General features: G+C 71.4%; 19 protein-coding genes and 1 riboswitch. Of the genes, 11 read left to right on the top strand and 8 right to left on the bottom strand.

The features are described from left to right. Positions 1-173: 173 nt before the first annotated feature. The 7 genes from ACFW2Y_RS24550 to ACFW2Y_RS24520 all read left to right on the top strand — a co-directional run bounded on the left by ACFW2Y_RS24550 (position 174) and on the right by ACFW2Y_RS24520 (position 8,836). On the top strand, positions 174-1,790 hold the full coding sequence (locus ACFW2Y_RS24550; RefSeq protein WP_384883105.1) for an MFS transporter: 1,617 nt from the start codon (positions 174-176) through the stop codon (positions 1,788-1,790). A gap of 167 nt (positions 1,791-1,957) precedes the next feature. Beyond that, on the top strand, positions 1,958-2,641 hold the full coding sequence (locus tag ACFW2Y_RS24545) for a histone deacetylase (RefSeq protein WP_384883103.1): 684 nt from the start codon (positions 1,958-1,960) through the stop codon (positions 2,639-2,641). A 358-nt stretch (positions 2,642-2,999) separates the two neighbouring features. Next, entirely contained in the window at positions 3,000-4,106 is a 1,107-nt protein-coding gene (gene rlmN / locus ACFW2Y_RS24540) for a 23S rRNA (adenine(2503)-C(2))-methyltransferase RlmN (protein WP_125661713.1), read from the top strand. Positions 4,107-4,135: 29 nt separating this feature from the next. After that, positions 4,136-4,246, top strand: a riboswitch (TPP riboswitch). Positions 4,247-4,329: 83 nt separating this feature from the next. Then, a complete protein-coding gene (locus ACFW2Y_RS24535; RefSeq protein WP_384883100.1) occupies positions 4,330-5,424 on the top strand; it encodes a thiamine ABC transporter substrate binding subunit in 1,095 nt (364 codons plus the stop codon). A 38-nt stretch (positions 5,425-5,462) separates the two neighbouring features. Continuing rightward, on the top strand, positions 5,463-7,076 hold the full coding sequence (locus ACFW2Y_RS24530; RefSeq protein WP_384883097.1) for an ABC transporter permease: 1,614 nt from the start codon (positions 5,463-5,465) through the stop codon (positions 7,074-7,076). After that, positions 7,076-8,098, top strand: a complete 1,023-nt coding sequence (locus tag ACFW2Y_RS24525; RefSeq protein ID WP_384883094.1) for an ABC transporter ATP-binding protein — start codon at positions 7,076-7,078, stop codon at positions 8,096-8,098. Before ACFW2Y_RS24530 ends, ACFW2Y_RS24525 begins: the two co-directional genes overlap by 1 nt. A 90-nt stretch (positions 8,099-8,188) precedes the next feature. Next, a complete protein-coding gene (locus tag ACFW2Y_RS24520; protein WP_384883091.1) occupies positions 8,189-8,836 on the top strand; it encodes a dihydrofolate reductase family protein in 648 nt (215 codons plus the stop codon). 19 nt (positions 8,837-8,855) lie between these two features. On the opposite strand, the gene ACFW2Y_RS24515 is transcribed toward ACFW2Y_RS24520, so the two are convergent. The 5 genes from ACFW2Y_RS24515 to ACFW2Y_RS24495 form a co-directional block, all read right to left on the bottom strand. Beyond that, on the bottom strand, positions 8,856-10,013 hold the full coding sequence (locus ACFW2Y_RS24515; RefSeq protein ID WP_384883088.1) for an LOG family protein: 1,158 nt from the start codon (positions 10,011-10,013) through the stop codon (positions 8,856-8,858). A 49-nt stretch (positions 10,014-10,062) separates the two neighbouring features. Beyond that, positions 10,063-11,223 carry a hypothetical protein gene (locus ACFW2Y_RS24510; protein ID WP_384883085.1) on the bottom strand — a complete coding sequence of 387 codons (1,161 nt, stop codon included), beginning with the start codon at positions 11,221-11,223 and terminating at the stop codon, positions 10,063-10,065. Beyond that, positions 11,205-11,933: an ABC transporter ATP-binding protein gene (locus tag ACFW2Y_RS24505; RefSeq protein ID WP_384883083.1), complete on the bottom strand. Its 729-nt coding sequence runs from the start codon at positions 11,931-11,933 to the stop codon at positions 11,205-11,207. The genes ACFW2Y_RS24510 and ACFW2Y_RS24505 overlap by 19 nt, the downstream gene beginning before the upstream one ends. 199 nt (positions 11,934-12,132) lie before the next feature. Beyond that, complete coding sequence (locus ACFW2Y_RS24500; RefSeq protein WP_384883080.1) at positions 12,133-13,512, bottom strand: aspartate aminotransferase family protein; 1,380 nt, start codon at positions 13,510-13,512, stop codon at positions 12,133-12,135. Then, positions 13,497-13,988, bottom strand: coding sequence for an Lrp/AsnC family transcriptional regulator (locus ACFW2Y_RS24495; protein WP_384883078.1), 492 nt, complete (start codon positions 13,986-13,988; stop codon positions 13,497-13,499). Before ACFW2Y_RS24495 ends, ACFW2Y_RS24500 begins: the two co-directional genes overlap by 16 nt. 205 nt (positions 13,989-14,193) lie before the next feature. On the opposite strand from ACFW2Y_RS24495, the gene ACFW2Y_RS24490 reads away from it, so the two are divergent. The 3 genes from ACFW2Y_RS24490 to ACFW2Y_RS24480 all read left to right on the top strand — a co-directional run bounded on the left by ACFW2Y_RS24490 (position 14,194) and on the right by ACFW2Y_RS24480 (position 17,633). Next, a complete protein-coding gene (locus ACFW2Y_RS24490; RefSeq protein WP_384883076.1) occupies positions 14,194-15,630 on the top strand; it encodes a gamma-aminobutyraldehyde dehydrogenase in 1,437 nt (478 codons plus the stop codon). A gap of 141 nt (positions 15,631-15,771) precedes the next feature. Further along, positions 15,772-16,935 (top strand): spermidine/putrescine ABC transporter substrate-binding protein, encoded by a 1,164-nt coding sequence (locus ACFW2Y_RS24485; protein WP_384883073.1) that lies wholly within the window; start codon positions 15,772-15,774, stop codon positions 16,933-16,935. A 116-nt stretch (positions 16,936-17,051) separates the two neighbouring features. Beyond that, positions 17,052-17,633, top strand: a complete 582-nt coding sequence (locus ACFW2Y_RS24480; protein WP_384883071.1) for a hypothetical protein — start codon at positions 17,052-17,054, stop codon at positions 17,631-17,633. 19 nt (positions 17,634-17,652) lie between these two features. On the opposite strand, the gene ACFW2Y_RS24475 is transcribed toward ACFW2Y_RS24480, so the two are convergent. Genes ACFW2Y_RS24475 through ACFW2Y_RS24465 form a run of 3 tightly spaced genes read right to left on the bottom strand, consistent with a single transcriptional unit; the run spans position 17,653 to position 20,186 of the window. Beyond that, positions 17,653-18,432, bottom strand: a complete 780-nt coding sequence (locus ACFW2Y_RS24475) for an SAM-dependent methyltransferase (protein WP_384883068.1) — start codon at positions 18,430-18,432, stop codon at positions 17,653-17,655. Then, positions 18,429-19,118: a glycerophosphodiester phosphodiesterase gene (locus ACFW2Y_RS24470; protein WP_384883065.1), complete on the bottom strand. Its 690-nt coding sequence runs from the start codon at positions 19,116-19,118 to the stop codon at positions 18,429-18,431. The genes ACFW2Y_RS24475 and ACFW2Y_RS24470 overlap by 4 nt, the downstream gene beginning before the upstream one ends. Before the next feature lie 36 nt (positions 19,119-19,154). After that, a complete protein-coding gene (locus tag ACFW2Y_RS24465; RefSeq protein WP_384883062.1) occupies positions 19,155-20,186 on the bottom strand; it encodes an adenosine deaminase in 1,032 nt (343 codons plus the stop codon). A 75-nt stretch (positions 20,187-20,261) separates the two neighbouring features. Here ACFW2Y_RS24465 and ACFW2Y_RS24460 point away from each other — a divergent pair, with 75 nt between their 5' ends. Further along, complete coding sequence (locus ACFW2Y_RS24460) at positions 20,262-20,918, top strand: DUF4190 domain-containing protein (RefSeq protein ID WP_384883059.1); 657 nt, start codon at positions 20,262-20,264, stop codon at positions 20,916-20,918. Positions 20,919-21,048 lie beyond the last annotated feature (130 nt).

Below are 21,048 nucleotides of genomic sequence, written 5' to 3'. Positions count from 1 at the left end.
CCGGCTGTTCCTCCCACGGAAGTCTTCTCCCGCCCCGTCCCGCCCCGCCCCGTTCCGTCTTTGTCCCACGGCCTCCCCGTCCCCGGCCCCCGGCCCGGGTGCCGCTGCGCCGAGCGGTGGACGCACGCGGCGCGTCGGGCGGTCCCCGCGTGCCGCCCGTGCAGGATGCACCCATGGTTCCTGGGGCGCGCCGTGAGGAAAAACCCGCCCGCGCGGGTCTCGTGTTGCTGACCCTCGCGGCCGGGCAGTTCTTGATGGCGCTCGACAGCTCCGTCATGAACGTGTCCATCGCGACCGTCGCCGACGACGTGAACACGACGGTCACCGGGATCCAGGGCGCCATCACGGCGTACACCCTGGTGATGGCGATGCTCATGATCCCCGGGGGCAAGATCGGGGCGCTGATCGGGCGCAAGCGGGCGTTCCTGATCGGTGCCTGTGTCTACGGGGTCGGCTCGTTCACCACGGCCCTCGCCCCGAACCTGCCCGTGCTGCTGCTCGGCTGGTCGTTCCTGGAAGGCACCGGAGCGGCGCTCATCATGCCCGCGATCGTGGCCCTGGTCGCAGGAAACTTCCCTTCCCAACGGCGTGCGGCCGCCTATGGCGCCGTGGCCGCTGCCGGTGCCGTCGCGGTCGCGGTCGGTCCGCTGATCGGCGGCCTGGCCACGACCTACTTCTCCTGGCGGTGGGTCTTCGCCGGCGAAGTGCTGTTGGTGCTCGTCATCATCGTCCTCGCCCGCCGCATCACCGACGCCGCGAGCGAGCAGCGCCCGCGCATCGACCTCGTCGGAGCCCTGCTCTCCGCCGCCGGCCTCGGGACCGCCGTCTACGGAGTCCTCCGCTCCGGCGAGTGGGGCTGGGTCAGGCCCAAGCCGGGCGCCCCCGACTGGCTCGGCGTGTCCCTGGTCGTCTGGACGGTGACGGCGGGACTGCTGCTGGTCTGGCTCTTCCTCCGCTGGGAGGCGCGGCTCGTCACCCGCGGACGGGAACCGCTCATCGACCCCGCCATGCTGCGCAACCGGCAGTTGAACGGCGGGCTGACCATGTTCTTCTTCCAGTACCTGGTCCAGATGGGCGTCTTCTTCGTCGTCCCGCTCTACCTCTCGGTCGCCCTGGGGCTGTCCGCCCTGTCGACCGGTGCCCACATCCTGCCGCTCTCCCTGGCACTGCTCGCTGCCGCGCTCCTCGTCCCCCGGTTCTTCCCGAAGGCCTCACCACGTCGAGTGGTCCGGCTCGGCGTCTTCGCGCTGCTCGCCGGCGCGATCGTCCTGATGGCCGCGCTCGACACCGATGCCGGTGCGGAGATCGTCACCCTGCCGCTCCTGTTGGTCGGCCTCGGCATGGGGGCACTGGCCTCCCAGCTCGGTGCCGTCACCGTCTCCGCCGTACCGGACCGGCAGAGCGCGGAAGTGGGCGGAATCCAGAACGCCGTGACCAACCTCGGCGCCTCCGTCGGCACCGCACTGGCCGGATCGATCATGATCGCTGCGCTCACCTCCTCCTTCCTGACCAGCATCGCGCAGAACCCCGCGGTCCCTCCCGACATCAGCAACCAGGCCGCCACCAAGCTGCAGAGCGGAGTTCCCTTCCTGTCGGACGAGCAGCTCCGGACGGCCCTCGACGAGGCCGGCATCGCCCCCGCGGTGACCGATGCCGCGCTGGAGGCCAATGCCGCCGCCCGCCTCGACGGCCTGAGGGCCGCGCTCGCCGTCCTCGCGGGCGCTTCCGTCCTCGCCCTGTTCTTCACCTCCCGCATTCCCACCGCGCCCCCCGGCGCTCCACGGGGCTGACCGCACCGGGCACCGGCGCCTGCCACACTGGTGGCACCGTGCCCGAGCCCGCTGGTGGTACGGGGCGCACGGACGGGGCGAGGACGGCAGACCGCTCCGGACGACGGTCACGGCCCTGCCGGAGGACCGCGATGTGCGGTCCGCGACGACGCGCCTGCGGAGTGATCGTGTCCACTGCCCGCCCCCTGGAACCGCTCCGGACGAGTGACGTCCGGCCGCAACGGGTCTGGTACGCCTCCTACGGCTCCAACATGTACGCGGAACGGCTCGACCAGTACCTCGCAGGAGGGCGACCGCCGGGTTCTAATCGCGTCTACCCGGGATGCCGGGACCGGACCCCTCCCCAGAGATCGGTCGCGGTCACCATGCCCGGGCAGGTCTACTTCGCCACCGAATCCCTCGTGTGGACGGGCGGGCGCGGGTTCTACGACCCGACGGCGGATGGCGTGGCGTGGGCGGTCACGCACCTCATCACGGTCCAGCAGTTCGCGGACGTGGCGGCCCAGGAGATGTACCGCGAGCCGGGCCAGGACGTCGAACTGACCGAAGTCCTGGCCACCGGACGCTCGGAGCGGGGGCCCGGACGCTACGAGACGCTCGTCTGTCCCGGGGCACTTGAGGGCTTGCCGGTCCTGACGTTCACGGCCCCGTGGCGCATGGCGGACACCGGGGTGCGTCGACCTGCGACCGCCTACGTCCGGCAGCTTGCACACGGCCTCAAGGCGTCGTCGGCGTGGAGCGACGAGGAGATTGCCGGCTATCTCTCCGACAGGCCCGGAGCGAGGGGCCATCTGACGCCCGACGCCGTCATGGAACTGCTCGCGGACGGGGCTGGACGGGGCTCCCGGTGAGGAGTGGTGGAGGGGAACCCAAGCCTCTTGGGCGGCCGGGCCATGCGACGATGACACGCGCCAACCCTGCTGCGGTGGGGTTTCCGTCCTTGATCGAGCCGGGTAGCAGGCCGGGGCCGGCGCCGCGAAGCCGATGGCCGGGACCGTCTACGAGATCCACACCGACCGACCGCGAAACCAGTGTGCTCCGGCACCCTTCAAAGGGTTCACGACGGCTGCGGCGCGCCCGTCGGGGAACCGGCGGTCATTCCGCGGGATCGTGAGAACCGGGTGGCGACGGCCCGGACGGCCCCGGACGATTACCGCCGGAGGCCGCAGCCCCTGGGAACTGGGAAGTGTCTGCGACACTGGTAGCACCATGCCCAAGCCCGGAGAACTCACTTTCGTCGCCCCCCGCGGAGCCAAGAAGCCGCCGCGGCACCTGGCCGACCTCACGCCCGCCGAGCGGAAGGAGGCCGTCGCCGCGATCGGCGAGAAGCCGTTCCGCGCCAAGCAGCTGTCCACGCACTACTTCGCGCGGTACGCGCACGACCCCGCCGAGTGGACCGACATCCCGGCCGCCTCGCGGGAGAAGCTGGCCGGAGAGCTGCTGCCCGATCTGATGTCCGTGGTGCGACACATCTCGTGCGACGACGACACCACCCGCAAGACCCTGTGGCGGCTGCACGACGGCACGCTCGTGGAGTCGGTGCTCATGCGCTACCCGGACCGGGTGACCATGTGTATCTCCTCGCAGGCCGGCTGCGGCATGAACTGTCCGTTCTGCGCGACCGGGCAGGCCGGCCTCGACCGGAACCTGTCGACCGCCGAGATCGTGCACCAGATCGTGGACGGGATGCGGGCCCTGCGCGACGGCGAGGTGCCCGGTGGCCCGGCGCGGCTCTCCAACATCGTCTTCATGGGCATGGGCGAGCCGCTCGCCAACTACAAGCGTGTGGTCGGGGCGATCCGCCGGCTCACGGACCCCGAGCCGGACGGGCTCGGGCTGTCGCAGCGCGGCATCACCGTCTCCACCGTCGGTCTCGTGCCGGCGATGCTCCGCTTCGCCGACGAGGGCTTCAAGTGCCGCCTCGCGGTTTCGCTGCACGCCCCGGACGACGAGCTGCGCGACACCCTCGTGCCCGTCAACACGCGGTGGAAGGTGCGGGAGGTCCTGGACGCGGCCTGGGAGTACGCCGAGAAGTCCGGGCGCCGGATCTCCATCGAGTACGCCCTCATCCGGGACATCAACGACCAGGCGTGGCGGGGCGACCTGCTCGGCCGGCTGCTCAAGGGCAAGCGGGTGCACGTCAACCTGATCCCGCTGAACCCGACGCCCGGGTCGAAGTGGACGGCGTCGCGGCCGGAGGACGAGAAGGCCTTCGTCGAGGCCATCGCCCGCCACGGGGTTCCGGTGACCGTTCGGGACACCCGGGGGCAGGAGATCGACGGTGCCTGTGGACAGCTCGCGGCAGCCGAGCGCTGACCTTGTAGTCTGAGCTCGAACACATCTCCATATTCCGACAGGGGAGCGCCACAGCGCTGAGAGTGCGGTCACCGTAGGACCGCAGACCCTCTGAACCTCGCCCAGGTCATTCTGGGTAGGAAGTTCGGTCGTAACTCAAGCTGTTGCGCCCTGCCCGCGTCCGGCCTCCGCCGGGTGCGGGCGGGGCCGCGTCTCTTCCTGGTCACGCCCAGGAGGAAAACCAGTGAGCATCAAGAAGGCCGCTGCCGTCGCGTTCGTCGCGGCGCTCGGCGTCACCGGCCTCGCCGCGTGCGGCACCGAGGACGCGGGGAGCACGGCGGGCAAGACCGACGCGCCCGCGCCCAAGACCGTCACCCTCGTGAGCCACGACTCCTTCAACGCCTCCGAGGAGGTGCTGGCGGAGTTCACGAAGCGGACCGGCTTCAAGGTCAAGGTCCTCAAGAGCGGTGACGCGGGCGAGGCCGTCAACAAGGAGATCCTGACCAAGGGCTCCCCGCAGGGCGACGTCTTCTTCGGCGTCGACAACACGCTGCTGTCCCGCGCCCTCGACAACGGGATCTTCGTCCCGTACCAGGCGAAGGGCCTGGACCGGGTGCCGGCGGCGTACCAGCTCGACGAGGAGCACCGGGTCACCCCGATCGACTCCGGCGACATCTGCGTCAACTACGACAAGGCGTACTTCGAGGGCAAGAAGCTGGCGCCGCCGGTGACCTTCGACGACCTGGCGAAGCCGGAGTACAAGGACCTGCTGGTGGTCGAGAATCCCGAGCGGTCCTCCCCGGGCCTGGGCTTCCTCCTCGGCACGGCCGCCGCCTACGGCGACGAGGGCTGGCCCGAGTACTGGAAGAAGCTGAAGGCCAACGGCGTGAAGACCGTCGACAGCTGGGAGCTCGCCTACAACCAGGAGTTCTCCGGCTCGGCCGGCGGCAAGCAGGCCAAGGGCGATCGGCCGCTCGTGGTGTCGTACGCCTCCAGCCCGCCGGTCGAGGTGCTCTACGGCGAGCCGCAGCCGAAGGTGGCCCCCACCGGGGTCTCCACCGGCACCTGCTTCCGGCAGACCGAGTTCGCGGGCCTGCTGAACGGGGCGAAGAACCCCGAGGGCGGCAAGGCGCTGATCGACTTCCTGATCTCGAAGGAGTTCCAGGAGGACATGCCGCTCCAGATGTTCGTCAACCCGGTGGTGCAGGACGCGGCGCTGCCGGAGCTCTTCACCCAGCACGGCGTGGTCATCGAGAAGCCGGAGACCATGGCGCCCGAGAAGATCGCCGAGAAGCGTGACCCGTGGATCCAGCAGTGGTCGTCGCTCGTCCTGAAGTAGGACGGGGCGTCCGGGGGAACGCGACGCGGCTGGGGCTGATGGCCCTGCCCGTCGCGTTCTTCGGGGTCTTCTTCGCCTGGCCCGTCGTGTCCATCGTGGACCGCGGACTGCGACCCGACGGCGTCTGGCGACTTGGACGGATCGGCGAGACCCTGAGCCGACCGGACATCCTCGACGTGCTCGGCTTCACCGTGTGGCAGGCGTTCGCCTCCACCGGACTCACCCTGCTCGTCGCCCTGCCGGGGGCGTACGTCTTCGCCCGCTTCGACTTCCCCGGCAAGGGAGTGCTGCGGGCCGTCGTCACGGTGCCGTTCGTGTTGCCGACCGTCCTGGTCGGCACGGCGTTCCTGGCGCTCGTCGGGCGGGGCGGGCTCACCGACGAACTGTGGGGGCTGCGGCTCGACACGACGGTGTGGGCGATCCTGCTGGCGCACGTCTTCTTCAACTACGCGGTCGTCGTGCGGACCGTCGGCGGCCTCTGGTCCCAGCTCGATCCCCGTCAGGAGGAGGCCGCCCGGGTGCTCGGGGCTTCCCGCTGGGCGGCCTGGCGGACGGTGACGCTGCCCGCGCTCGTGCCGGCGGTGGCGGCTGCCGCGCTGATGGTCTTCCTCTTCACCTTCACCTCCTTCGGCGTCGTCCAGATCCTCGGCGGGAACGCCTACTCCACCTTGGAGTCGGAGATCTACCGGCAGACCGCACGGCTGCTCGACCTGCCGACGGCGGCCGTCCTGACGCTGGTGCAGTTCGTGGCGGTGGGGATGATCCTCGCCGTGCACGCATGGGCGGTGCGGCGTCGGGAGAGCGCACTGCGGCTCGTCGCGCCGGAGCGCACAGCGCGCAGGCCGAGCGGTGTCGGGCAGTGGGCGCTGCTCGCGGGCGTGCTGCTCTCCGTGGCGCTGTTGATCCTGCTGCCGCTGGGCGTGCTCGTCGAGCGGTCCTTCGCCGGGCCCGACGGCTACGGCACGCGCTACTACCGGGCGCTCGGCTCCCTCGACGAGGCCGGCACCTTCCTCGTCCCGCCCCTGGAAGCGATCGGGAACTCGCTGCGGTACGCGGTGGCCGCCACCGCCCTGGCGGTGCTGATCGGCGGGCTCGCCGCGGCGGCCCTCACCCGGCGGGCCGGGAGGCTGGTGCGGGGCTTCGACGCGCTGTTGATGCTGCCGCTCGGGGTTTCCGCGGTCACCGTCGGCTTCGGTTTCCTCATCACGCTCGACGAGCCGCCGCTCGATCTGCGGGCCAGTTGGATCCTGGTCCCGCTCGCACAGGCCCTGGTGGGCGTTCCCTTCGTGGTGCGGACGATGCTGCCCGTCCTGCGGGCGGTGGACGAGCGCCTGCGGGAGGCGGCGGCCGTGCTCGGGGCCTCGCCGTGGCGGGCCTGGCGGGAGGTCGACCTGCCCATGGTGCGGCGGGCGCTGCTGATCGCGGCCGGTTTCGCGTTCGCGGTGTCGCTCGGCGAGTTCGGGGCGACCGTCTTCATCGCCCGGCCCGACAGCCCGACCCTCCCGGTGGCGGTGGCCCGGTTGCTCGGCCGCCCCGGCGAACTCAACTACGGCCAGGCCATGGCCCTCTCGACGATTCTGATGGTGGTGTGCGCGGTGTCCCTGTTGCTGCTCGAACGGCTCCGTACCGACCGGACCTCCGGGGAGTTCTGATGCTGGGGCTCGACGGGGCGACCGTACGGTTCGGGGAGCGGGTGGTGCTCGACGCGGTGGACCTGGAGGTCGCCGAGCACGAGATCGTGTGCGTGCTCGGCCCGAGCGGCAGCGGCAAGTCCACGATGCTCCGGGTCGTCGCCGGGCTCCAGCACCTCGATGGGGGCCGGGTCCTGCTCGGCGGTGCCGACCAGGCCGGGGTCCCGGTGCACCGGCGGGGCGTCGGGCTGATGTTCCAGGACCACCAGCTCTTCCCGCAGCGGGACGTCGGCGGCAACGTCGCCTTCGGGCTGCGGATGCGCGGGGCGGGGAAGGCGGAGCGGGCGGAGCGGGTGCGGGAACTGCTCGACCTCGTCGGCCTTCCGGGGGCCGAGCGGCGATCCGTCGGCGCGCTCTCCGGCGGTGAGCAGCAGCGGGTCGCACTGGCCCGGGCGCTGGCGCCCCGGCCCCGGCTGCTGATGCTCGACGAGCCGCTTGGCCAGCTCGACCGGGGGTTGCGAGAGCGGCTCGTCGTCGAACTGCGACAGCTCTTCGGGCGGCTCGGGACCACGGTCCTCGCCGTCACCCACGACCAGGGGGAGGCCTTTGCGCTCGCCGACCGGGTCGTGGTCATGCAGGACGGGCGGATCGCCCAGTCGGGTGCGCCGGCCGAGGTGTGGCAGCGGCCCGCGTCGGAGTTCGTGGCACGGTTCCTCGGCTTCGACAACGTGGTGGCGGCCCGGGTGACCGGTCCGGTCGCGCAGACCGTGTGGGGGAAGGTGCCGGTGCCGGACGGCTCCCCGGAGGGCGAGCGGCGGCTCCTCGTCCGTCCGGGCGGGGTGCGGATCGTGCCGGAGGGGCCGGTGTGGACGGTCGAGTCCCGTACCTTCCGGGGCAGCCGGGTCCTCGTACGGCTGCGTCCGGCCGACGGGCCCGTGCTGGAGGCCGAGCTCCCGCTCGGGGAGGCGCCGGAGGAGGGCGCTGGGGTAGCGGTGGAGTTCCGGGCGGAGGACGTGGTGGTGTTGGCCGGCGACACCCCGTAGCGGGTGCGAGGGTTCTCGCCGGCCGGTGGGGTCTCCTGGTCGTTCGTCGTCTTCGGTCGACCGGAGCGTCGACCGTCCGGGAGGAAAGCCGTGGCCCAGCTGCTCAGAGTCCAGAACTTCAGCGTTTCGTCCGATGGGTTCGGTGCCGGTGAGGGCCAGAGCCTGGAGCGGCCGTTCGGCCGTGCTGATCCCGGGGAGCTGTTCGCCTGGGCCGCTGCCACGGCGAGTTGGCCCCTGCGGACCGACGGCGGGGGCAGCCGTGGCCTCGACGACCATCTGACGCGGGACTTCGCGCGGAACATCGGCGCCGAGATCATGGGCCGCAACAAGTTCGGTCCGCAGCGCGGTCCCTGGCAGGACCACGAGTGGCGCGGCTGGTGGGGCGACGAGCCGCCGTTCCACACGCCGGTGTTCGTCCTGACCCACCATCCGCGCCCCTCGTTCACGCTTTCCGACACCACCTTCCACTTCGTGGACGCCGATCCGGCCGCGGTCCTCGCGAGGGCGCGGGAGGCGGCGGAGGGCAGGGACGTCCGGCTCGGTGGCGGGGCCACCACCATCCGGGAGTTCCTCGACGCCGACCTCGTCGACACCCTGCACGTGGCGGTGTCGCCGGTGGAGCTCGGGTCCGGGGCGCGGTTGTGGGAGTCCCCCGACGAACTCCTCGACCGCTTCCACCGCGACGTCGTGCCCAGCCCGGGCGGTTCGGTGACGCACCACTTGTACTGGCGGAAGTGAACCGCCGGCGCCCCGCCCCCTAGGCGTTCGGGGGCAGCGGGGCGCGGCCCAGTCGTTCCAGTGCGTCCGGGGCCTCGTCGATCGATTCCACCAGGGCGATCCGGGCTGCCATCGGGCGGCCCGCGGCCAGGCTCTCCAGCAGGGGCCAGGCCGGCAGCCGGGCGGTCCAGTGGGCGCGGTTCACCAGGACCATCGGGGTCGGGGCGCCGCGGGACCCGTAGTAGTTCGGGGTCGCGTTGTCGAAGACCTCCTGGACCGTGCCCGCCGCGCCCGGCAGGAAGACCACGCCCGCCGTGGAGCGGGCGAGGAGGCCGTCCTCCCGGGTCGCGTTGGCGAAGTACTTGGCGATGTGGCCGGCGAAGGGGTTGGGCGGTTCGTGGCCGTAGAACCAGGTGGGGATGCCGACCGAGTCCCCGCCGTGCGGCCACAGCGCCCGTACCGCGAAGGCGGCGCGGGCCCAGTCGGTCACCGAGGGGAGGAAGGACGGGGTCTGCGAGAGGAGGGCGAGCGCTTCGGCGAGGGCCTCGTCCCGGAAGGGGGCGAGGTAGGCGCCGAGGTGGGCGGCTTCCATCGCGCCGGGACCGCCGCCGGTCGCCACGGTCAGTCCGGAGCGGGCCAGGGTCCTGCCGAGCCGCGCGGCGCCCGCGTAGGCCTCCGTGCCCCGGCCCATGGCGTGGCCGCCCATGACGCCGACGACCCGCTGTCCGTCGAGCAGCTCGTCGAGGGCGTCGGAGACGGCGTCGTCGTGGAGGGAACGGAGCATCGAGGAGAAGATGTCGCCGTCGGCCCTGGTCCGGCCGAACCAGGCGTACGCCCGTGCGTCCGGGGTCTCCTCGTAGTCGGCGTGGGCGATCCCCTCGAAGAGTTCCTCCGGGGTGTAGAGCCGTGCCCGGTACGGGTCGAAGGGCAGTTCGGGAACGGGCGGGAAGACGAGTGCCCCGTCGGCGCGGACCTTTGCCGCCGCCTCCGGCTGCATCGGGCAGCCGAGGAAGACGGCGCCGGTGGTGATCGCGGTGAGCAGTGCGAAGGTCCGGTCGGTGAGGTCGATCGACTGGATCCGCTGACCGGCCAGTGAGCCCGGCCGGGCGATGAAGGCGTCGAACTCGGCGAGCGTGTCGATTTCGCGTCCGTGCCCGCGCGGGCCGGGCGGGCGGTGGGCAGGGGGGAGCGTCGCCATGGGCCCACGATAGGGGCCGCCGTGTACGGCGGCCCCTCGTGAGGGTGTCTCAGCTGGTCAGCGGCAATGCCGCCAGTTCGGCGACCGCCCAGGTCAGCGGCGCGAAGACGGCCAGCAGGGCGCCGGCGCGCAGCAGGGCCGCGGAGCGCAGGACCGTGGTCGGGGCACCGATGCGGAGGAGGGCCGCGGTGGTGTGGGCGCGGCCCTGCCGGGATTCCAGCGCTGCGGTCAGCAGGGTGGCCGTGGTGCAGGCCAGGATCAGGGCCGCACCGAGGCCGGTGAGCGGGCCGAAGGCGCCGGAGCCTCCCTTCGCGTCGTACAGTGCCGCCGCCGCGAGGGTTCCGGAGACCACCGCGCTGACCACTCCGAGCGGCCGGCCGATGCGGCGGGACTCGTCCATCAGCACGCGACCGGCGAGCAGCCGGACGGCGCCCGGTCGGGCCGCTTGGAGGAGTCGGCCGCAGCCGTGGGCGAGCCCGGGGCCCGCCAGGGCGAGTCCCACCGCGGTGAGCACCCAGCCGAGGAGGACGCCCGCAGGGTTGCCGTCGAAGCGCCCCGGCAGCGGAAGGCCGCCCCCGGCGCTCGGGGCGCCGGCACCGCTCGCGTACGTCTCGATCGCGAGGCCGACCGCGACCAGGGTGACGCCCCAGGGCAGCCCGGACGGCGTCTTCTTCTCCGCGCCCTCCGGCGCGGCGGGCGCGGCCCGGGGGCGCAGCGCCAGACCGGCTGCCACGGCGGCGACGACCGGGAGCACGGCGAGCAGGGTGAGGGCGGCTGCGAGCGGCACCGGCCGGTCGGCGGCGAGGAGCCCGGCCGCCGCCCCGTCGAAGGGGAGGCCGGTGATGTCGCCGCGCAGGTGCAGGTAGAAGAGGAGCGCGACCGCGGAGCCGAGGGCGCAGGCGATGGCCGTCGAGGCGGCGGAGATCGCGGTCAACCGGGCCGGGCCGAGGCCGACCGCGGAGAGACCGGGCCGGGGCCGGGTGCTGGGGTCGGTGCGGGCCACGGCGACGGCGAACTGGACGGTGGCGGCGAGCGGGAGGAGGCACCACAGCAGCCGCAGCAGCGAGGCCGAGGACTGTGCCGGGTGCCCGACGGCGTACCCGAGGGTGCAGAGCAGGAGGAAGCCCACCCCGGCAGCCGCGGCGGCGACGAGCAGCCGGCGCGTCAGGACGAGGGGGTGGGTCCCGCGGGCTAGACGGAGAGCGAGCACGCGGCGACGCCCTCCGCCCCTGAGGCCGGGGGCACGGTGCCGACCAGGCGTCCGTCGAGGAGGGCGACCGTGCGGTCGGCGAGCGCCGCCACCTCGGTGTCGTGGGTGGCGAGGAGCAGGGTGATGCCGTGCGAGCGGGCCGCGGCCGTCAGGGTGCGCAGGAGCTGGGCACCGTCGGCGCGGTGCAGGGCGGCGGTGGGTTCGTCGGCGAAGAGGACCGACGGGCTGCTGACGAGGGCGCGGGCGAGGGCGATCCGCTGGCGTTCGGACCGGGTGAGGGCGTGCGGTCGCTTGCGGGCGCAACCGCCGATGTCGAGCCGCTCCAGCCACTCCAGGGCTGCGGTCCGCGCGGCCCGGTGGGGGGTGCCGCGGAGCAGCAGCGGCAGGGCGGCGTTCTCCCAGCCGGTGAGCTCGGGGACCAGGCCGGGCTCCGGGTCGATCCACCCGAACCGGTCGCGGCGGAGCCGTTCGCGTTGGAGGGGGCTCAGGGCGTGCACGGGGCCGCCATCGAACCAGACCTCGCCCTGCTGGGCGACGAGCTGGCCGGAGAGGCAGCGCATGAGGGTGGTCTTGCCGCTGCCGCGCGGGCCGGTGAGGGCGAGGACCTCGCCCGCACGGACGTCCAGGGAGACGCCGCTGAGGGCCTCCGCACCGTCCAGGGAGCAGTGCAGGGAACGCGCCCAGAGCACGTCGTTGTCCGGTGGGGCCATCGCGTTCACCTCGATGTCGGATCCGATCTGTGTTCCCCCGTCCGGGGGAACGAAGGACGGGCCTGTCGGTCACTGGGCACCGTAAGGATTCAGATCCGCTCATACGGACAGCACACGGCCCGGGCCGCCGCCATCCACTCGGATGGCCGCAGACCCGGGCCGGGGTCACGCCGTGAGGGCGGCGTGATGCTGGGGGCTCCTAGAGCTTGGTCCAGGCCTCGGTGAGCACCGTGCGCAGGATGCCCTCGATCTCGTCGAAGGTGCCCTGGTCGGCGATCAGCGGCGGGGCCAGCTGGATGACCGGGTCGCCACGGTCGTCGGCACGGCAGTACAGGCCGTTGTCGAACAGCGCCTTGGACAGGAAGCCGTAGAGGACGCGCTCGGTCTCCTCGTCCGTGAAGGACTCCTTGGTGACCTTGTCCTTGACGAGCTCGATGCCGTAGAAGAAGCCGTTGCCGCGCACGTCGCCGACGATCGGGAGGTCGTGCAGCTTCTTCAGGGTGTCGAAGAAGTTGCCCTCCTGGTCGAGGACGTGCTGGTTCAGGCCTTCCTTGTCGAAGATGTCGAGGTTGGCGATCGCGACCGCCGAGGACACCGGGTGGCCACCGAAGGTGTAGCCGTGCAGGAAGGTGTTGTCGCCCTTGTAGAAGGGCTCGGCGAGGCGGTCGGAGACGATGCAGGCGCCGATCGGGGAGTAGCCCGAGGTCATGCCCTTGGCGCAGGTGATCATGTCCGGCACGTAGCCGAACTTGTCGCAGGCGAACATCGTGCCGAGGCGGCCGAAGGCGCAGATCGTCTCGTCGGAGACGAGCAGCACGTCGTACTGGTCGCAGATCTCGCGGACGCGCTGGAAGTAGCCGGGCGGCGGCGGGAAGCAGCCGCCGGCGTTCTGCACCGGCTCCAGGAAGACGGCCGCGACGGTGTCGGGGCCCTCGAAGAGGATCTGCTGCTCGATCTGGTCGGCGGCCCAGCGGCCGAAGGCCTCGGGGTCGTCGCCGTGGATCGGGGCGCGGTAGATGTTGGTGTTCGGCACCTTGTGCGCGCCGGGGACCAGCGGCTCGAAGGGGGCCTTCAGGGCCGGCAGGCCGGTGATGGACAGGGCGCCCTGCGGGGTGCCGTGGTAGGCGACCGCACGCGAGATGACCTTGTACTTGGTGTGCTTGCCCTGCAGCTTGAAGTACTGCTTGGCGAGCTTCCAGGCGGTCTCGACGGCCTCGCCGCCGCCGGTGGTGAAGAAGACCTTGTTGAGGTCGCCCGGAGCGTAGTCCGCGAGGCGCTCGGCGAGCTCGACGGCCTTGGGGTGCGCGTACGACCACACGGGGAAGAACGCGAGCTCCTGGGCCTGCTTGTACGCGACCTCGGCCAGTTCCTGGCGGCCGTGTCCGGCGTTGACCACGAAGAGACCGGCGAGACCGTCGAGGTAGCGCTTGCCCTTGTCGTCGAAGATGTAGGTGCCCTCGCCGCGCACGATGGTGGGAACGGGCGAGTTCTCGTACGACGACATGCGGGTGAAGTGCATCCACAGGTGGTCGTAGGCGGTCTTGGAGAGGTCCTGGGTCACGGTTATCGGGTTCCCCACATATAGGTCTGCTTCTTGAGCTTGAGGTAGACGAAGCTCTCGGTGGAGCGCACCCCGGGGAGGGTGCGGATGCGCTTGTTGATCACATCCAGGAGGTGGTCGTCGTCCTCGCAGACGACCTCCACCATGAGGTCGAAGGAGCCCGCGGTCATCACCACGTACTCGCACTCGGCCATGGCCGTCAGTGCTTCCGCGACCGGATCCAGGTCACCCTCGACGTTGATGCCGACCATCGCCTGCCGTCGGAAACCCACGGTGAGCGGGTCGGTGACGGCGACGATCTGCATGACGCCCTGGTCGAGCAGCTTCTGGACGCGCTGCCGCACGGCGGCTTCGGAGAGGCCCACGGCCTTTCCGATCGCCGCGTAGGGGCGGCGACCGTCCTCCTGGAGCTGTTCGATGATCGCCAGGGAGACGGCGTCGATCGTCGGGGACGAACCGGTTCCGGTTCTTGGGTCTGTGCTTCGACTGGCCACGGCTTCACTGTGCACCGAGATGGGCAGTCATGCAAGCCCGAAGCGATGTAATTCGTTGTGATCGGCTCCAGATCTCACTGAATCCGAAGATGAGGGGGGTCGGGGCTGTTGAAAGCGTCAGTCGAACGATTAGGCTGGGGTGTCTCGCCCATCGGGACGCCGCACAAGGATGTGCGAAGACAGAACGTGACAGGAGGGGTGGCAAGTGACCACCGAGCTGCGCCGGCTGCGTAACTACATCAACGGGGAGTTCCGCGACGCGGCCGACGGCCGCACCATCGACGTGGTCAACCCGGCGACCGGCGAGGTGTACGCCACCTCTCCGCTCTCCGGCCAGGCCGACGTCGACGCCGCCATGGAGGCCGCCGCCGCGGCGTTCCCCGCCTGGCGCGACAGCACGCCCGCCGAGCGCCAGAAGGTGCTCCTCAAGATCGCTGACGCCTTCGAGGAGCGCGCCGAGGAGCTGATCGCCGCCGAGGTCCAGAACACCGGCAAGCCGGTCGCCCTCACCGCCAGCGAAGAGATCCCGCCGATGGTGGACCAGATCCGCTTCTTCGCCGGTGCCGCCCGCATGCTCGAAGGCCGCTCGGCCGGCGAGTACATGGAGGGCATGACCTCCATCATCCGGCGCGAGCCGGTCGGCGTCTGCGCGCAGGTCGCGCCGTGGAACTACCCGATGATGATGGCCGTCTGGAAGTTCGCCCCGGCCCTCGCCGCGGGCAACACCGTCGTCCTGAAGCCCTCGGACACGACCCCCGCGTCGACGGTCCTGATGGCCGAGATCATCGGCCAGATCGTCCCCAAGGGCGTCTTCAACGTCGTCTGCGGCGACCGCGAGACGGGCAAGGCCATGGTCGAGCACCCGACCCCGGCGATGGCCTCCATCACCGGTTCGGTCCGTGCCGGCATGCAGGTCGCCGAGTCGGCGGCCAAGGACGTCAAGCGCGTCCACCTGGAGCTGGGCGGCAAGGCCCCGGTCGTCGTCTTCGAGGACACCGACATCGAGAAGGCCGTCGAGGACATCTCGGTCGCCGGTTTCTTCAACGCCGGCCAGGACTGCACGGCCGCGACCCGCGTGCTCGTGCACGAGTCCATCCACGACGAGTTCGTCGCCGCCCTCGCCAAGGCCGCCGCCGACACCAAGACCGGTCAGCCCGACGACGAGGACGTGCTCTACGGTCCGCTCAACAACGCCAACCAGCTGAAGCAGGTCGCCGGCTTCATCGACCGCCTCCCGGCCCACGCCAAGGTCGAGGCCGGCGGTCACCGCGTCGGTGAGAAGGGGTACTTCTACGCCCCGACCGTCGTCTCCGGCCTCAAGCAGGACGACGAGATCGTCCAGAACGAGGTCTTCGGCCCGGTCATCACCGTCCAGTCCTTCACGGACGAGGCCCAGGCCCTGGAGTTCGCGAACGGCGTCGAGTACGCCCTCGCCTCCTCCGTCTGGACCAAGGACCACGCGCGCGCGATGCGCATGTCCAAGGCCCTCGACTTCGGCTGCGTGTGGATCAACACCCACATCCCGCTGGTCGCCGAGATGCCCCACGGCGGCTACAAGAAGTCCGGCTACGGCAAGGACCTCTCGGCCTACGGCTTCGAGGACTACACCCGCATCAAGCACGTCATGACCTCCCTCGGCTGATCGACCCGAGCCCCGCGCGGCCCCGGCACCCTTGATCGACAGGGTGTCGGGGCCGCGCTCCGTCGCTCGACGGACCGTCCATTGCCGCAGGTGGCGGCGGGCCGGGATGCTGCTCCGGTGAGAGCGACAGCCAGGAAACACATGTCCCGTCGGTCCCTGCTGCGCGGCTTCGGCGCCGCCGGGGCCGGAGCCCTGCTCGCCGGCTGCGGGGTCCCCGCCGCCTACATCGACGAGGGCGACCGGGCGGGCAGGGACCTCTCGGCGCGGGACCGGACGCTGGACTTCGCGAACTGGCCGCTCTACATCGACACCGATGACGACGACCCGTCGAAGCGGCCGACCCTGGACGCCTTCCGGAAGCGGACCGGAATCGCCGTCCACTACACCGAAGAGATCAACGACAACGACGAGTTCTTCGGCAAGATCAGCCCGTCCCTGATGAACCACCAACAGACCGGACGGGACCTGATCGTCGTCAGCGACTGGATGGCCGCCCGCTTCGTCCGCCTCGGCTGGGTCCAGGAGATGGACCGCGCCGCCCAGCCGAACGTCGCCCGACACCTCGACCCCCAACTGCGTGGGCCCGCCTTCGACCCCGGTCGACTGCACAGCGTGCCCTGGCAGTCCGGGATCACCGGCATCGCCTACAACCGGCGGAAGCTCGGCCGCGAGCTGCGGTCCACCCGCGAGCTGTGGGCCGATGACCTGCGCGGCAAGGTGACCCTGCTCTCCGGCCTCGACGAGTCCTTCGCCCTGCTCATGATGGGCAACGGCGTCGACGTGACCCGGTGGACCGGCGACGACTTCCACGCCCTGTGCGAGCAGGTCGAGAAGCTCGTCGCGGCGAAGCACATCCGGCGCTTCACCGGGAACGACTACATCAAGGACCTGTCCAGCGGTGACGTGCTCGCCTGCCAGGCGTACTCCGGCGACGTCCTCCAGCTCCAGGCCGACAACCCGGACATCGAGTTCGTCGTCCCCGAGGAGGGCGCCGAACTGTGGGCCGAGTCGCTGATGGTGCCCAACCTCGCCCAGCACAAGGCCAACGCCGAGAAGCTGGTCGACTACTACTACGAGCCCGAGGTCGCCGCCGAGCTCGCCGCCTGGGTCAACTACGTCTGCCCGGTCCCGGCCGCCCAGGACGTCCTCGCCGATTCCGGCGACGAGGAGCTCGTGGCGCTCGCGGAGGACCCGCTGATCTTCCCGGACGCCGACATGAGGAGCCGGCTCGCCATCGCCCGGGACATCACCGCGGAGGAGCGCCAAGCGTTCGCGAAGAAGTGGAACTCGATCGTCGGGCTGTGAGGGGGTGCGAGGCCGCGCCGGGGGAGGGACGCGATGGGGCCGGCAGCGGTCCCGCGCGTCACCGAGGACGGGCCCCTCAATTCTGAACGTGTTCAAGAGTGGCGTACGGTGGGGCCATGAGCGACACGAACGGGCCCAAGGGCCTTCTTGCGCGCATCCGCGCCTGGCTGGTCGTCTTCGTCATCTGCCTGGTCCTGAGCGGGGCCACCGCCTTCCCGCTCGTCACCGAACTCCGCCTCCTCGATTCCTCGTTGGACGGTTGGGCCGCACCGGTCGGCGAGCTCCTGCCGAGGTTCACCGACTGGATCCACCGCGTGGAGGGCAGCCTCCGGGCCGCCGACGAGCAGGCTCCGTACCTGCTCTACGGCTACGACTGGCTGGCCTTCGCCCACCTCGTCATCGCGGTCGCCTTCTACGGCCCCTACCGCGACCCCGTCCGCAACGTCTGGGTCATCGAGTTCGGCATGATCGCCTGTGTCGGCATCATTCCGCTCGCCCTGATCTGCGGCCCCATCCGGGGCATCCCCTTCTGGTGGTCGGTCGTCGACATGTCCTTCGGCGTCATCGGCATCCTGCCGCTGCTCCACGTGCGCCGGTTGACCAAGCGGCTGGAAGCGCTCCAGCGGGGTGCCGTTCCACCGGAAGCCGGCCGGCCGAACGGCACCCGCCCGGAAGCGGTCCGGGCGAACGGGTCGTAGGCCGCCGCCCGCGGGCCCGCTACGGCTTGCGTCCCACCGCGCCGAACTGCGCCACCACGGCCCCCTCCGCGGAGCGCCAACGCGCGCAGGACACGATGCCCGGCTCCAGGAGGTCGAGGCCGTCCAGGAAGGAGGCGAACTCCTCCCGGGTGCGCGCGGTGATCGGCGGGGTCGCGTTCTCGTTCCAGAAGGCCATCGCGGCCTCGTTGCCCTCGCCGCCGAGCTCCGGTTCGAGGGTCGGGTGGGTCAGGACCAGGTGGCTGCCGGAGGGGACGGCGGCCATCAGGGTCCGCACGATCGACCGGGCCTCGTCGGTGTCCTGGACGAAGTTGAGGATGCCGAGCATCATGACCGCGACCGGCCGGGACAGGTCGAGGGTCGCGGCGGCTGCCGTCACGATCCGCTCCGGGGCGTGGGCATCGGCGTCGACGTACTCGGTGACCCCCTCCGGGGCGCTCGTCAGGAGCGCGCGGGCGTGGGCGAGGACGATCGGGTCGTTGTCGACGTAGACGATCCGGGAGTCCGGGGCGATCCGCTGCGCCACTTCGTGGGTGTTGTCGGCGGTCGGCAGGCCGGTGCCGATGTCCAGGAACTGGCGCACGCCCGCCCCTGCGGCCAAGTGGGTCACTGCCCGGCCGAGGAACGCCCGGTCCGCGCGGGCCACTTCGCCGATGCTAGGGTAGAAACCGGTGACGGCGTCGCCGACCTGACGGTCCACCGGGTAGTTGTCCTTGCCGCCCAACCAGTAGTTCCAGACCCGGGCGTTGTGGGCGATGTCGGTGCGGATCCTGTCGTTCAAGGCCGGGCCTTTCGTAGCAGGGCGGCGAGTGTGTCGACCCGGTTCGTGGTGACCGAGTCCACCCCGTTCAAGATCAGCTTACGCATGGTGCGTGCGGTGTCGGCCGTCCATGCCGAGACCAGGTAACCGTCCCGGTGGACCCGCTCGGCCAGGGCCCGACTCACCAGTCCGAAACGGTAGTTGAGCCAGCGGGGGCGTACCGCGTCGAGCAGTACGGGGCGGGGCGGGGCGAGGGTGGTCCAGGTCAGGGCGATCTCGGCGGCCGGGTCGGCGGCCCGCACGCGGAGCATGGCGGCGGCCCCCGCGCAGTAGTAGACGCGGTCCCCGGCCCCGCACTCGTGGACCGTGCGGACGATCGCGCGGACCGAGTCCCCGTCGCCGCCCGGCAGGTCCAGCATCAGCCGGTGTTCTCCTGCGGTGAGCAGCGCGTCGCGAAGGGTCGGCACCCCGTCGTGCGTCAGCTCGCGCACCTGCGCGTGGGTGAGCGAGGAGAGCGGCCGGTCGTGGCCCCACAGCCGCTTGAGGGTGTCGTCGTGGAGGAGGACGGGCACGCCGTCCCCGGTCAGTCGGACGTCGATCTCGACCGCGTCCGCCCCCTGCTCGATCGCCGAGGCGATCGAGGGGAGCGTGTTCTCGCGGACTCGGTACGGGTCGCCGCGATGGCCCACGGCAGTGACAGGACGCATGGGTCCATTGTCGGTGCCCGTCGGCTTCCGCTGCCGTCAGCGCGCCAACCAGGCGTCCGTGTAGGCGTCGATCTCCGCGGCGATCCGGGCCTTGCCTGCGGCGTCGAGGAAGGAGGCCTCCACCGCGTTCTTCGCGAGGGCCGCGGTACCGCGCTCGTCGAGGTCGAGGAGGCGTGCGGCGACCGCGTACTCGTTGTTGAGGTCCGTGCCGAACATCGGCGGGTCGTCGCTGTTGACCGTGACCAGCACGCCCGCCTCGACCATCTGCCGGATCGGGTGCTCGTCCAGGGTGGCGACGGCCCGGGTGGCGATGTTGGACGTCGGGCAGACTTCCAGGGCGATGCGGTGCTCGGCGAGGTGGGCCAGGAGGGCCGGGTCCCGGACGGAGCTGGTGCCGTGCCCGATGCGCTCGGCGCCCAGGTCGTGGATCGCGTCCCAGACGGTCTGCGGCCCGGTCGTCTCGCCCGCGTGCGGAACGGAGTGCAGACCGGCCGCGCGGGCCACGTCGAAGTAGGGCTTGAACTGGGGGCGCGGCACTCCGATCTCCGGGCCGCCGAGCCCGAAGGAGACCAGGCCCTCCGGGCGCAGCCCCTCGGTGGTCGCGAGCCGCGCGGTCTCCTCGGCGGAGACGAGGCCGGCCTCGCCGGGGATGTCGAAGCACCAGCGCAGGACGGTGCCGAGCTCGGCCTCGGCGGCCTTGCGGGCGTCCTCGATGGCCTCCATGAAGGCGCGCTCGTCGATGCCCCGGCGGGTGGAGGAGTACGGGGTGATGGTCAGCTCGGCGTAGCGGATGTTCTGCCGGGCCATGTCGCGGGCGACCTCGAAGGTCAGCAGCCGGACGTCCTCGGGCGTGCGGACCAGGTCGACGACCGACAGGTAGACGTCGATGAAGTGGGCGAAGTCCGTGAAGGTGAAGTAGTCGGCCAGCGCCTCCGGGTCCGTGGGGACCTTGGAGTCGGGGTGCCGGGCCGCGAGCTCGGCGACGATCCGGGGGGAGGCCGAGCCGACGTGGTGGACGTGCAGCTCGGCTTTGGGGAGCCCGGCGATGAAGGGGTGGAGATCGGTCATCGGATCATCGTAGGCCGGGCGGTTCTTCCCCGGAGGGGAGGCCGTAGCATGGCGTGACCACGATGGGGGAGGCACATGTCCGATAATCGAGACCAGTCGCAGGGCGGGTACGACCCGGCGGACCCTTGGGCTCCGCCGAACCGCGACGGGGTGGAACTGAGCAAGCCGGCGGTGCACGACCAGCCCACGATGGCGGCCATGCCGGGAGTGCCGGGCGAGGACGTCCCGCCGCCGCCGGTCGCCCCGGGCGGCCCGGCGACCGCGCCCGGGGCCTACGGGTACCCCGCGGACGCTTCCGGTGGTTACGGCTATCCTCCGGCGGCTCCGGCCCCCGCCGCGCCGGGGTACGGCTACCCCGGTTACGGACAGCCCGGTTACGGACAGCCCGGCTACGGGCAGCCCGGTTGGCAGCAGCCGCCCTCCAACGGCATGGGCACGGCCGCGATGGTGATCGGCATCGTCGCGGTCGCGGGCTTCTGCCTGTACGGCCTGGGGGGGATCCTCGGCATCCTGGCGGTGATCTTCGGCATCATCGGCCTCAAGAAGGCCGGACGGGGCGAGGCGACGAACCGGGGCATGGCGATCGCGGGCATCGTGCTCGGGGCGATCGGCATCGTGGTGAGTGCGGTCTTCCTGAGCCTGGTGATCTGGGCGGTCTCCCAGGAAGGGGTGGAAACCGGGTACGACGAGGGGTCGTCCGAGTCGGAGGTCGTGCTGGAGATCGAGCGCTGACTCCGTGCGAGCACGAAGGGCCCCGCACCGTTCTCGGATGCCGTTGGTTAATTCGGGGCCTGCCTACTTCGCCCTGTCGATCGTTTGGTCGGCGGGGCGAAGTGCTGCGAAGTGGCTGGTGCGGGTGCGG

Origin of the sequence: Streptomyces sp. NPDC058877 (genome assembly GCF_042742855.1) — a bacterium.
In the GTDB taxonomy this organism is placed as follows: domain Bacteria; phylum Actinomycetota; class Actinomycetes; order Streptomycetales; family Streptomycetaceae; genus Streptomyces.
This window is presented reverse-complemented; position numbering and strand designations above follow the sequence as displayed.